The organism is Clostridium sp. TJA085, assembly GCF_058310235.1.
Genome location: NZ_JBZEEZ010000005.1, coordinates 156,976 through 170,797, shown reverse-complemented (window position 1 = coordinate 170,797; position 13,822 = coordinate 156,976). Strand labels below are relative to the sequence as shown.

The window sequence follows — 13,822 nt, the reverse complement described above, 5'->3', positions numbered from 1 at the left end:
CTTCCCATTCCGAACAGGAAAGTTAAGCTCTATAGCGCCAATGGTACTGCATGGGTGACCGTGTGGGAGAGTAGGACGTTGCCAGGTAATGGATCTTTAGCTCAGTTGGTTAGAGCAACCGGCTCATAACCGGTAGGTCCGGGGTTCGAGTCCCTGAAGGTCCACCATTTTGGGGGTATAGCTCAGCTGGGAGAGCACCTGCCTTGCACGCAGGGGGTCAGGAGTTCGAATCTCCTTACCTCCACCAAATAGGTGGAAAGCCATGAACATTAGTTCATGGCTTTTTTGTTATATAAATAGAATTGATAAGCTATTTTGTAAGTGTTATGATAATATAAGAAATAAAACTTTTGAGGAAGTAATTTAATATGTATAGAGTTAAACAATTTTATTGGCATATCATATCTAGATGGAAAAAAATAGACTATAAATTAATAAATATGTATTTAAATAAAAATGAAAAGGAATTATTTAATAAACTAAATAATTCTGAAAAACAACATTGTATACGTGTTTGTTATGATGCTATAGATAAAATAGAGTCTGAAAATATAAATATTAATAAAGAAAAACTAGCAAGAGTAGCTTTATTGCATGATGTAGGAAAGATAAAAAAATCGTTAAATGTTATTGATAAGTCTATATTAGTACTATTGGATAAAGCAACAAAGGGAAAAATAAAAAAGTACAATAATATAGAGAAAATAGATATTTATTATAATCATCCATTAAAAGGTGTGAAAATTTTACAAGAAATAAATAATTATGATAGTGAATTTTTAGATGTTATAATGAAGCATCATGAAGATTCTAAGAAAAAAGTTAATAACATTTATCTTGAAATAATAAAAGAATGCGATAATAAAAATTAAAATAAAATTGAGAGGAATATTAAGTTATGAATTCTAAAGATAGAAGAAATAATATTTTATCGAGATTGTTAGAGAACAATACTCCTATAAAAGGAGCAGATTTGGCAAGCATATATAATGTAACTAGACAAATAATAGTAAAAGATATAGCTATACTTAGAGCGCGAGGAAATAATATTATAGCTACACCAGAAGGTTATACAATATATGGTAGTGAGACAAATAAGGTTAAGTTTATTGTTGCTGTTGAGCATGATGAATTAAATTTGAAGAATGAACTAGAAATTATAATAAAGTATGGTGGAACTATAGAGGATGTTATTGTTGAGCATCCTCTATATGGTGAAATTAAAGCTAATCTTATGATAAGAAATTTAAATGATATGAATAAGTTTATAGATAAATATAATAATAACAATGCTAAACCTCTATCTATTCTTACTAATGGAGTTCATTTACATACAATTTCCGTTGACGATAAAGATAGTGAAGTATTGATAAAAGAAGATTTAAGAAAAAATAATTTTATTGTTTGTTAAATGATTTTGATTTAGGAGGCATATTGAGAATATATGGATTATGATGTATTAATATTAGGTGGTGGAATTGTTGGATGTGCTGTTGCATATGAACTTTCCAAATATAATTTAAATATAGCGCTTATAGAAAAAGGATATGATATAGCAGATGATATAGCTGTGGTTAATACTGCTATAGTATATGATGGATCTGAAACATCAAACATAGTTATGGCTGAACTTGAAAACATAGGTAGTAAGCTTATAAAAGCTGATTGCGAAAAGTTTAATATACCATATAAAAAGATTGGTTCTCTTAAAATTGCTAGAAATGATGAGCAAAATATAAGAATTGAAAACATGTATATAAATGCTAAGAAAAGAGGTATATCTGATATATATTTATTAGATACTAATGAAGTTAAAGATATAGAACCTAATATATACGGTGATATTAAGCGAGCATTATATTCAGAAAATACATCTATAATAGCTCCCTATGAGCTTGCTATTGCATATGCAGAAGTAGCTGTTGATAATGGAGCTAATTTTAGATTAGAAGAAGAAGTTATAAGTATAAAAAAAATAACCAAGGGATTTGATGTAATAACAAATAAAAATAAGTTTAAATGTAAGATGGTAGTAAATACTATACCAGATGAGATATACATAGATAATATTAAAACTAAAAGTTTAATTGTAGAAGAAAATAAAAAAAAGAAAATGAATTATTTTTTAACTGATGATAAAGTTGAAAAAAATCTTAGTAAAATAATAGTTGATGTAATAGATGAACAAACATTTGTCATGAATTCACCAATGATTAATGGTGGAACTATGTTTGGTGTTAAAAATACAGATATTCTTGATGTTAATAAAGGGTTGGAATTTATAAAGTCTATAGTTCCGAGTGTAGATAAAGAAAATATAAGTGAAATGATACGAGAAGTTTATATGAGAGATGAAATGGATATTGATGATAGTGAAATGCATGATGGATATATAAGAGTAACAGGAAAGCATTATGGAAAAATAACTATAGCACCAGCGATAGCACAAAGTATAAAAGATGCAATAGTAAATAATATGAATGCATCAGTTAATAAAAATTTTATAGATAAGAGAAGAGAGTTTTATAGATTTAGAGATTTAAATAGAGATGAGATAAATGAAATTATAAAACTTGATAAGAGATATGGAAATATTATATGTGCTTGTAATAGAGTTAGTGAAGGGGAAATTGTAGATTGTATTAGGAGACCTTTAGGTGCTAGAACTATTGAAGGAGTTAAAAAAAGGACAGGGGCAGGATATGGAAATTGTCATGGTTCATATTGTATTAGAAAAATAATAAATATTCTTGCAAGAGAGATGGATAAAAGTCCAGTTGATATAGTTAGAAATTCAAAAGATTCCAAGATAGTATCAGGTAGAATAAAAGAGTTTGATGAAGTTTAAGTAGAGGTGAATATTTTTTATGAAAGAGGATATATTTACAAGTATAGTAAGAGTAAGAGGAAATATAAAACATAAGGTTGTACCAGTTAAAAGTAGTGACATAGTTAATGTAAAACTTTGGAGAGAATTTTCTAAAGTTATAGGTAGAATTTATGTTAGTACTCCAATAAATACGGGAGATATAATATGTAAAAATATATTGAATACTGGTATAGATATAGTTTGCACTAAAAGAATTGATAATTAATAAATTTAATGGGCAAATTATTGACAAGAAGCCTTAAAATATAATATATTAAGATTAATTAATAATATTAAACCTGTGAAGAGGCCAAGTAGTTTTAATAAAGCTTTAAGAGAGTCGGTGTTTGGTGTGAACTGATAGCTTTTATTAATATGAATCCACCTTGGAGGGACTGTGATTTAAGCAGTACGGTGAAGAGTCGTTATATCTGTAAAGAGGGTAAAGAATTAAGGTCTTTATCAATTAGGGTGGCAACGCGGAGTCTATTCGTCCCTTTTCAGGGATATAGGCTCTTTTTTTATTATTATAAGAAATTTATTAAAATTAATATATTGGGAGGAATAATAATGTTAGATTTAAAGAGAATAAGAAATAATCCAGAAGAAATCAAAAAAGCTTTAACTAATAGAGGAGAAGATTTTGATTTATCAGTTATTGATGAAGTTATTAAACTAGATGAAAAAAGAAGAACAATACTTAGTGAAGTTGAAGTTTTAAAGAGTAAAAGGAACCAAGTTTCAGCTGAAATTCCTAAGTTAAAGAAAGCTGGCGAGGATGTTGCGCCAATAATGGCTGAAATGAAAGAGCTTGGAAATGAAATTAAAGAACATGATACAAATCTTTCAGAAGTAAATGAAAAATTAGAATATTTAATGCTTAGAATACCAAATATACCAAATCCTCAAGTTCCAGATGGAGATTCAGATGAAGATAATGTAGAAATAAAAAGATGGGGAGAGCCAAGAAAATTTGATGGTGAGCCAAAGGCACATTGGGATTTAGGAGCAGATCTTAATATATTAGATGCTGAAAGAGGAGGAAAGGTTGCAGGATCAAGATTTACATTTTATAAGGGATTAGGAGCAAGACTTGAAAGAGCTGTACTTAACTATTTTATGGATAAACACTCAGATGAGCATGGATATACTGAAGTATTGCCACCATATATGGTTAATAGAAATAGTATGACAGGAACAGGTCAGTTACCTAAATTTGAGGAAGATGCATTTAAGGTAGAAAATAATGGATTTTTCTTAATACCTACAGCAGAAGTTCCAGTAACTAATATGTATAGAGATGAAGTCCTAAATGGGGAAGAATTACCAATAAAGCATGTTGCTTATTCAGCTTGTTTTAGAGCAGAAGCGGGATCAGCTGGTAGAGATACTAGAGGTTTAATTAGACAACATCAATTTAATAAAGTAGAGTTAGTTAAGTTTACAAGACCTGAAAATTCATATGATGAGTTAGAAAAATTAGTTAGAGATGCTGAAGAAGTATTAGAAGAATTAGGATTACCATATAGAAAAGTTAGAATATGTAAAGGTGATTTAGGATTTACTGCAGCATTAAAATTTGATTTAGAAGTTTGGATGCCAAGTTATAATAGATATGTTGAAATTTCAAGTTGTTCAAACTTTGAAGAATTCCAAGCAAGAAGAGCAAATATTAAGTTTAGAGATGGAAAAGGTAAACCTCAATTTGTTCACACATTAAATGGATCAGGATTAGCAGTTGGAAGAACAGTTGCTGCTATACTTGAGAATTATCAAAACGAAGATGGTACTGTAACAGTTCCTGATGCGTTAAAGAGATATATGGGTGTAGATATAATTAAATAATAAAGTTTATTTTAAATTAAAAAGCTGAAATCTAAAAAGATTTCAGCTTTTCTAAATATTTTACAACTCCATCATTATTATTGGAATTTATAATATTAGTAGAAATAGATTTTAGTTGAGTATTTGCATTATTAACAGCGTAACATTCATCTGAAATTTTGAACATAGGTAAATCATTTAAATTATCTCCGAAAGAAATTAATCTATCAAAATTATATTGAGCCATTATTTCTTTAATTGCATTTGCTTTTGATGATTTATCGCTATAAATCTCTAGATTATAAAAGTCTTTATTATAAACATCCTCATATGCAACTGAATATATTCCAGATATATTTTGAATTTTATCATATATATTCATAACTAAGTCTTTTTTTTCTAATAATAAAAAATAAAGAACATTTGAGTTATTTGGTAATTTTGATTTTATAAATGTTTTATAAGGGCTACCAATTCTATCATTCATAAAATTTTTTTGAACATCATTATTTAAATTATTATAGTAAGCATTTATATGATTATTAGATATAGTGTAAGCAAATACAGAAGCATAATTATCTTCCAAAATTTTATTTATTTGACTAACAGAAGCTTCGTTAATAGGATTGTAAGTAATATATGTTTCTTTTTTTAAGTCATATATTGCAGCTCCATTCATAACAATTACTGGTAGGTGTAAATTTAATTTAGAAAGAAGAGGAACAACAGTAGCTGGTGTTCTAGCTGTAGCTGCTGAAAAATTTAATCCTTTGCTTATTAGTTTATTTAGTGATGATATTGTATAAGGTGAAAGTTTGGCATTATTATCTAATAAAGTTCCATCCAAGTCTGAAATGTATAAGTTCATTATGTCCTCCTTAAAATAAAAAATAAATTTCCAATAATTATAATATAAAAAAATATATAATGCTACCTAAATGATATTATTATATAATATAAAGAAATTTATAAAAAATTTTATGAAAATAGTTGACATAAAAAATATATGTTGATATAATTCTATTTGTCGTATGGAGAGATGGTCGAGTTGGTTTAAGGCACCGGTCTTGAAAACCGGCGTACCTTCACGGGTACCCAGGGTTCGAATCCCTGTCTCTCCGCCATACAAACCTGTTCATATGAACAGGTTTTTTGTTATTTTTTAAATTTATTTTCATATTTTTACTATATTTGAATATTACATAATATAGGTTATTAATATAATATATTTAGAGTTGATGTTAATAATATAAAAATATATAAATTAAGTAAAATAAAAATAAAAAAGGTGTTGACATAAAAATATATCATTGCTATAATAATAAATGTCTTTACGGAGAGATGGTCGAGTTGGTTTAAGGCACCGGTCTTGAAAACCGGCGTACCTTCACGGGTACCCAGGGTTCGAATCCCTGTCTCTCCGCCATTATATATTTTAATATAGAGGGCACATGGAGAATTACTCAAGTGGCTGAAGAGGCGCCCCTGCTAAGGGCGTAGGTCGGGCAACCGGCGCCCGGGTTCAAATCCCGGATTCTCCGCCAAAAACATCTAACATTAGTTAGATGTTTTTTTTTATATAATTTATTTATTTCTATAAATTTTTAACTTATAGGTTATATATATTAAAAAAATAATATTTATATATTTTTTATGTACTATAATAAAGAGTTTTTAATGCTTTCTTTTAAAAATTCTTTATTATAGTACATTTTTATTTCTTTAAATATAAAACTTTAAGTTTAAATTATTAAAATTAAAAATTGCTATATAGACTTAGTATTAATATTATAAAAGCAAGTATTTACATTAAATATAAATATTATAATAATTAAATCAAATCGTTTATTAAATTTTTTAGAAATATAGTAAATAGGATATAATTAATATAAGAAATAAACTTAATATAAAATGAATATTTAGGAGTAATTATATATGGGAATAAGATTTATTTATGGGAGAGCTGGTAGTGGAAAGAGTAGATTTTGCTTAACACAAATTAAAAAGAAATTAGAAGATAAAAAAAACAATAAATTAATATTAATAGTTCCAGAGCAATATACATTTCAAACTGAGAAAAAGCTTTTAGATATAATTGGAGAAAAAGCTCTTTTAAAAACACAGGTTTTAAGTTTTAAGAGAATGGCAGAGACTGTTTTTGAAGAATGTGGTGGAAGAGTTCATAAAATAATGGATGATGAAGGGAAGAATATGCTTATTTATAAGTTGCTTCAAGAAAAAGGAGATGAACTAAAATATTTTAATAAAATATCAAGACAACAAGGTTTTATTGATATAATTTCTAAAACATTTACCGAGTTTAAAAAATATAATATTTCCAAGGAAATGTTATTAGAGGGTGAAAAAAATACTGATGATGAAGAATTAAAGGAAAAGTTAAATGACTTAATAAATCTTTATAGTGATTACAATGAAAGAATAGAATCAAATGTAATTGACAGTGATGATGAACTTACTATATTAGCAAAAAAATTAAAATGCTGTCATATATATGATGATTCAGAAATTTGGATTGATGAATTTACAACTTTTACTCCACAACAACTTGAAGTTATTAAGGAATTAGCATTTAAAGCTATTAAAATAAATATAACCCTTTGTATAGATGAAAGCGGAAGTAATAAGAATTCAGATGTAACTGATATATTTAATTCCCTAAAAAATACTGAAAAAAGAATTCTTAATATTATGGAGGAAAATAACATTTCTTATTTAAATCCGATAGATTTAAATAAAGAATATCCATATAGGTTTAAAGATAGTGAAGAACTTAAACACATAGAAAGACATTTCTTTACTTATCCATTTAGAATATATAGCGGTAAAAATAAGGATGTAAGATTATATAAAGCAAATAACACTTATGATGAAGTTGATATTATAGCAAAAGATATAGTAAGACTTGTTAGAGATAAAGGATATAGATATAAAGATATAGCTGTTGTTTGTAGAAATATAGATTCTTATGAAAAGATAACATCTGTTGTTTTTAATCAATATAATATACCATATTTTTTAGATAAAAAAATTGAAGTTCTTAGCAACCCATTAGTGATACTTATACTTTCAGCTTTTGAAATATTAATTCAAAATTGGTCTTATGAAAGTGTATTTAAATATTTGAAAAGTGGCCTTATAAATATAGAAAGAGAATATATAGATATTTTAGAAAATTATATTTTAGCTCATGGGATAAAAGGTTTTAGATGGACTACAGAAGAAGTTAATGATGGATATTTTGAAAGTGAAGATATATATGAAAATAAAGATGAACTGCTTATAAAGGAAATAATGGAGGAAGTTCGTGAGCCTATAATTAAATTTCATAATAAAATAAAGGGAAAGAATAATAAAACAGTTAGAGAAATTTGCATTGCTATATATGAATTGTTAATTGAGCTTGATGTATTTAATAAAATTGATGATTGGATTGAAGTTTTTAGTCAAGAAGGATTAGAAGGAAAGATAAGAGAGTATGAGCAAATACCTTCTATGGTAATAGAAATATTAGATCAAGCTGTTGATGTAATTGGAGAAGAAGAAATATCTCCTAAAGATTTTTATAAGGTTTTAAATGCAGGATTTCAAAGTAAAGAAATTGGAGTTATACCAGTTGCTTTAGATCAGGTGAATATTGGTGATATAGCTAGAGTTAAAGGAAGAGATGTAAAAGCACTATATATAATTGGTGTTAACGATGGAGTACTTCCATCAACTAATAAAGAAGAAGGAATATTATCAGATAGAGATAGAGAGATATTAAAAGAAATTGGAATAGAACTTGCAGCAACAACTAAGGCTAGGGCTTTTGAGGAACAATTTATGGTTTATACAGCACTTACTATTGCTAGTAACTATATGATGATTACTTATCCAATGGCAGATTTTGAAGGGAAATCATTAAGACCTTCAATAATTATACCAAGGTTAAAGAGAATACTTTTGAATTTAAAAGAAGAGAGTGATATCTTTAATTATAATGAGAAATATGATGAGTTTAATAAAGTAACGACACCTATTTCTACTTTTAATGAACTTATATTAGCACTTAGAATGCAAGCCGATAAAGAAGAAATAGATGAGTATTGGAAAGAAGTATTTAGTTGGTATATGAACAATGAAAGTTTTAAGAAAAAAACAGAGATAATATTTAAGGGAATTGATTATTCAAATATGGGTGAAACAATTCAAAGAGATAAAATAAGAAGGCTTTATGAAAATGATAATGGTAATTTAAGATTTAATGTATCAAGGCTTGAAAAATATGCAGAATGTCCTTTTTCTTATTTTATTCAATATGGGCTTAAGGCTAAGGATAGAAAAATATATGAGTTTTCAGCACCAGATATTGGGTCATTTATGCATGAAATATTAGATAAATTTACTAACAAAGTTAAAAATGAAAATCTTTCATGGTCTGAGTTAAGTAAAGATAAGTGTAGAAATATAGTAAATGAGCTTATTGATATAAAGCTTAAAGAAGATAAAAATTCTATTTTAAATAGTACAAAAAGATATAAATATTTTACTGATAGATTTAAGAGAATAGTTGCAAAGTCAGTTTCTATCATTTCAGAACAAATGAAAAGAGGAAAATTTGAAGTTTTTAAAAATGAATTTGAATTTGGTTCTTCAGAAGGTGGTGAGCCTATAAAGCTTGATTTACCTACTGGTGAGAGAGTTTATTTAACTGGAAGAATTGATAGAATTGATACTTTAGATATGGATGGAAATACATATCTTAGAGTAATAGATTATAAATCAGGATCTAAAAAGTTTGATTTAACAGAACTTTATTATGGACTTCAAATTCAACTGTTAGTTTATTTAGATGCACTTATTAAAAATGCTGATTATATTTTAAATAAAGGTGTAATGCCTGGAGCGATTCTTTATTTTAAAATTGATGATCCAATAATAAAAGGAAATAAAAATCTTGAAGAAGAAGAAATTCAAAAACAAGTTTTAGATAAGCTTAAAATGAATGGATTACTTTTAAAAGATGCTAAACTTATAAGGGCAATGGATAGTACTATGGACACTTATTCATTAATAATACCAGCTGGATTTAAAAAAGATGGAGAGTTTTCAGCAAGAAGTTCTGTTGCAACAGAAGAACAGTTTAATATATTGAGAGAATATGTTAATAACAAGATGGTTGAGCTTTGTACAGATATGTTAAGTGGAAAAATAAAAATAGAACCTACTAAAATTAATAAAAGGGGTTATTGTGAGTTTTGTGATTATTCATCTATATGTCAATTTGATACGAGTATAAAAGATAATAAATATAGAATTGTATTAAAGAAGAAAGATGATGAAATATGGAAAAAGATAGAGGAAAAGGTTAAGGGAAAGGAGGTTATAGAATAATGGGAGAAACTAAATGGACTGATGAACAACTTCAAGCTATTAATACTAGGGGATGTAACCTTTTAGTTGCAGCAGCAGCAGGGTCAGGTAAAACAGCTGTCTTAGTAGAAAGGATAATAAAGATTGTTACAGATAAAAATAATCCAGTAGATATAGATAGACTTTTAGTAGTTACATTTACAAATGCAGCAGCTGCTGAGATGAGAGAAAGAATAGCAGCTGCAATAACAAAAGAGCTTGAGAGAAACCCAAGTTCCACTAATCTTCAAAAACAATTAACATTATTAAGTAGAGCAAATATAACTACAATGCATTCATTTTGTTTAGATATTATAAAAAATAATTTTCATACAATAGATTTAGATCCTTCATTTAGAATTGGAGATGAGACTGAAGGAACTTTATTGAAAAGTGAAATAATAGATGATATGTTTGAAGACTTATATGATAAAGAAGATAAAGAATTTTTAAATTTAGTTGAGGCTTATGGCGGTAGTAAGGATGATAGAAAGCTTAAAGATATTATTTTAGATTTGTATAGATTCTCTATGAGTGGACCTTGGCCTGAAAAGTGGCTTAAGGATAAGGCTGAAGATTTTAATATAAATACTATTTCTGATTTGGATAATACAGAATGGGTTCAAGTATTAAAAGGTGATATAAATATGGAAATTGATAGTTTTATTAACATGTATCATAATGCAATAGACATAATATCAAGCACAGAAGGAATAGAATCATATTTAGATGTATTTAATGATGAATTGTCTTTACTTATAAATTTAAAAGATTCTTTAAGTAATGGACTTACTGAAATATATAATTCAGTTTCTAAAATATCATTTGGAAGACTTAAATCTATAAGAAAAAATAATGTTAGCAATCCAGAAGCACAAGATTTTGTTAAGGGAATAAGAGATCAAGTTAAGAAAAAAATAAATGGATTAAAAGAAGATATTTTTTCAATGAGTCCAGAAGAAATGTTATATGGAATAAAATCATCATATCCTTTTATAAAGAAGTTGTCAGATATAACATTAGAGTTTACTAAAAGATTTAGTGATAAAAAAAGGGATAAGAATATGTTAGATTTTAATGATTTAGAACATTTAGCTCTTAAAATTCTTATTAATTATGAAAATGATAATATAGAGCCTTCAAAAGTAGCATTAAAATTTAGAGAATTTTTTGATGAAGTATTAGTTGATGAATATCAAGATTCAAACAATGTTCAAGAATCTATAATAAATTTAGTATCAAGAAAAAATACAGATAATCCAAACGTATTTATGGTTGGTGATGTAAAACAAAGCATATATAGATTCAGACAGGCAAAACCAGAATTATTTTTAGAAAAATATAATACTTATTCAAAACAAAAAGGTTCAGTAAATAGAGTAATACAATTATATAAGAACTTTAGAAGTAGAAGAGAAATTATAAATGGAGTTAATTTTATATTTAAACAAGTTATGTCAAATGCTGTTGGCGAACTTGAATATACTGATGATGAAGCTTTAAATCTAGGCGCTGATTTTAAAGAAGTAAAAGAGTTAGATTCATATACAGGTGGTCCTATAGAACTTCATATATTAGATAAAAATGAAAAATTAGAAGATATAGATTTAGTGGATGAAGAGGATATAGATTCAATAAATCTTGAAGCAAGAATTGTTTCTAAAAGAATAAATGAACTTATGTCTGATTCTAATAAAGATAAATTTAAAGTATTAGATAAAGAAACTGGCGAATATAGACAACTTAAATATAAAGATATAGTTATATTATTAAGGGCAACTAAAAATTGGGCAGAAATATTTTTAGATGAACTTGGGCTTGAAGGTATACCAGTTTATGCTGATACTGGATCTGGATATTTTGAATCAATTGAAATAAGAACTATAATGTCACTTTTAAAGGTCATAGATAATCCACTTCAGGACATTCCTATGATAGCTGTTTTAAAATCTCCTTTTATGGGATTTACTGCAGAAGAACTTGGAGATATTAGAATGGTTAATAAAGAAAAATATTTTTATGAAAATATAATTCAAATTATCAATGAAGAAAATAATATTTCTTTAGAACTTAAAGAAAAGTGTGATAGGGTAGTAGATTTAATAAATAAGTGGAGAGATAAATCTTTATATATGCCAATTGATGAATTCATTTGGTATTTATATATGGATACATCCTATTATGGATATGTGGGAGCAATGCCAAATGGAGTATTAAGACAAGCAAATTTAAAGATATTATTTCAACGAGCTAAGCAATATGAACAAACTAGCTTTAAAGGTCTTTTTAATTTTATAAATTTTATAAATAAACTTAGAAAATCTTCAGGAGACATGGGAAGTGCTAAAATCCTTGGAGAAAATGAAGATGTTGTTAGAATTATGAGTATTCATAAAAGTAAGGGATTAGAGTTTCCAGTTGTATTTTTAGCTGGAATCGGAAAACAATTTAATTTAATGGATTTAAATAATAGTATATTGCATCATGATGATTTGGGTTTTGGTCCTGAATATGTAGATTTAGAAAAACGAATAAGTTATAGTACGTTACCTAAAGATGCTATAAAGAAAAAAATAAGACTTGAAACCTTATCTGAGGAAATGAGAATATTATATGTTGCATTTACTAGAGCTAAAGAAAAACTTATTATAACTGGAACGGTAAATAATATAGATAAGACTGTGGAAAAGTGGGTAAATTCAGCTAGTATAGAAAAAGAAAATATAGCAGCTTCAGAAGTTTTAAAAGGAAAGTCTTATTTAGATTGGGTTGGAATGGCACTTTGTCAACATAAAGATGGTGAAGTATTAAGAGAAAAGTTTTCAGAATTTAATGATATAGTAAAAGACGATTTATCCACATGGAATATAAAAATATGGAGTAAATATGATTTTACTGTGGATAAAAAAATAGAGGTTGTGGATGAATTTCCTGTGGATAAAAATTTATTTATAGATTTTAAGGCAGAAACTGTGGATAAAGAAATAGAAAGAAGACTTAGCTATAAGTATAAGTTTAATGAATTGACAACCTTAAAAAGTAATTTTTCTGTTTCAGATTTAAAAAAGAACAATTATGAAGATATAGAACAAAATAATAGTGAAAACTTATTTTCTGAAAAGCTTGTAATAAAGCCAAGGTTTCTTCAAGAAGAAAGAGGACTATCAGGTGCTGAAAGAGGAACTGCTATGCATTTTGTTATGCAAAAAATAGATTATGATAGGGTTGATTCAATAAAACAAATAAAAAATCAATTAGAAGAAATGTTTGATGATGAATTATTAACAGAAGCGGAATTTAAATCAATAAATCCATTTAAAATATTGAATTTCTTTAAAAGTGATATAGGTGTTAGACTTTTAAATGTTTATAGAAAAGGTGGAGTTATTCATAGGGAATTACCTTTTTATATAAATGTAAAGGTAACTGAAGTTAAGGATAGTATACCAAAAGAATTAGAAAATGAAGAAGTTAGACTTCAAGGAATAATAGATCTTTTCTTTGAGGAAAACGATGAAATAATTTTAATTGATTATAAGACGGATTATATAGAAAAAAATGCTGAGGAAGAGATGAATAGAAAATATAAGGTACAATTAGATTATTATACTGATGCATTAGAGAGAATAACTGGTAAGAAAGTTGTAAGTAGGTATTTATATTTATTTTACTTAGAAAGAGAAATAGAAATATAAAAAAATAAAAAGGTTAAATATA

Annotated in this window: 8 protein-coding genes, 5 tRNA genes, 1 rRNA gene and 1 other annotated feature; of the genes, 13 read left to right on the top strand and 1 reads right to left on the bottom strand. The window is 26.9% G+C overall.

Features of this window, described 5'->3' with window-relative positions; genetic code table 11:
- The 8 genes from rrf to serS form a co-directional block, all read left to right on the top strand.
- Positions 1-87: ribosomal RNA gene (rrf, locus tag AC4FQW_RS12175) — 5S ribosomal RNA — on the top strand; the annotation flags it as partial.
- 3 nt (positions 88-90) lie between these two features.
- Positions 91-167, top strand: a tRNA-Ile gene (locus AC4FQW_RS12170).
- 4 nt (positions 168-171) lie between these two features.
- Positions 172-247: transfer RNA gene (locus AC4FQW_RS12165), tRNA-Ala, on the top strand.
- A gap of 121 nt (positions 248-368) precedes the next feature.
- Positions 369-872: an HDIG domain-containing metalloprotein gene (locus AC4FQW_RS12160; protein ID WP_303130670.1), complete on the top strand. Its 504-nt coding sequence runs from the start codon at positions 369-371 to the stop codon at positions 870-872.
- Between the two features lie 26 nt (positions 873-898).
- A complete protein-coding gene (locus AC4FQW_RS12155; RefSeq protein ID WP_491149309.1) occupies positions 899-1,411 on the top strand; it encodes a transcription repressor NadR in 513 nt (170 codons plus the stop codon).
- Positions 1,412-1,444: 33 nt separating this feature from the next.
- A complete protein-coding gene (locus AC4FQW_RS12150) occupies positions 1,445-2,848 on the top strand; it encodes an NAD(P)/FAD-dependent oxidoreductase (protein WP_303130674.1) in 1,404 nt (467 codons plus the stop codon).
- A 19-nt stretch (positions 2,849-2,867) separates the two neighbouring features.
- Positions 2,868-3,095, top strand: coding sequence for a DUF1667 domain-containing protein (locus AC4FQW_RS12145; RefSeq protein WP_303130676.1), 228 nt, complete (start codon positions 2,868-2,870; stop codon positions 3,093-3,095).
- Positions 3,096-3,161: 66 nt separating this feature from the next.
- Positions 3,162-3,370 (top strand) — a binding site (T-box leader).
- Between the two features lie 69 nt (positions 3,371-3,439).
- Positions 3,440-4,714: a serine--tRNA ligase gene (gene serS, locus AC4FQW_RS12140; RefSeq protein ID WP_491149306.1), complete on the top strand. Its 1,275-nt coding sequence runs from the start codon at positions 3,440-3,442 to the stop codon at positions 4,712-4,714.
- 31 nt (positions 4,715-4,745) lie between these two features.
- Here serS and AC4FQW_RS12135 read toward each other — a convergent pair whose 3' ends face one another.
- The gene (locus tag AC4FQW_RS12135) at positions 4,746-5,561 is read right to left on the bottom strand and encodes a Cof-type HAD-IIB family hydrolase (protein ID WP_491149304.1); all 816 of its coding nucleotides are present in this window, start codon (positions 5,559-5,561) and stop codon (positions 4,746-4,748) included.
- 165 nt (positions 5,562-5,726) lie between these two features.
- On the opposite strand from AC4FQW_RS12135, the gene AC4FQW_RS12130 reads away from it, so the two are divergent.
- The 5 genes from AC4FQW_RS12130 (at position 5,727) to addA (ending at position 13,800) form a co-directional block, all read left to right on the top strand.
- Positions 5,727-5,817, top strand: a tRNA-Ser gene (locus AC4FQW_RS12130).
- A gap of 211 nt (positions 5,818-6,028) precedes the next feature.
- Positions 6,029-6,119, top strand: a tRNA-Ser gene (locus AC4FQW_RS12125).
- A 27-nt stretch (positions 6,120-6,146) separates the two neighbouring features.
- Positions 6,147-6,237 (top strand) — tRNA-Ser (locus AC4FQW_RS12120).
- Between the two features lie 391 nt (positions 6,238-6,628).
- The gene (gene addB, locus AC4FQW_RS12115; RefSeq protein WP_491149303.1) at positions 6,629-10,087 is read left to right on the top strand and encodes a helicase-exonuclease AddAB subunit AddB; all 3,459 of its coding nucleotides are present in this window, start codon (positions 6,629-6,631) and stop codon (positions 10,085-10,087) included.
- Positions 10,087-13,800 (top strand): helicase-exonuclease AddAB subunit AddA, encoded by a 3,714-nt coding sequence (gene addA, locus AC4FQW_RS12110; RefSeq protein WP_491149301.1) that lies wholly within the window; start codon positions 10,087-10,089, stop codon positions 13,798-13,800. Before addB ends, addA begins: the two co-directional genes overlap by 1 nt.
- The last annotated feature ends 22 nt before the right edge of the window (positions 13,801-13,822 follow it).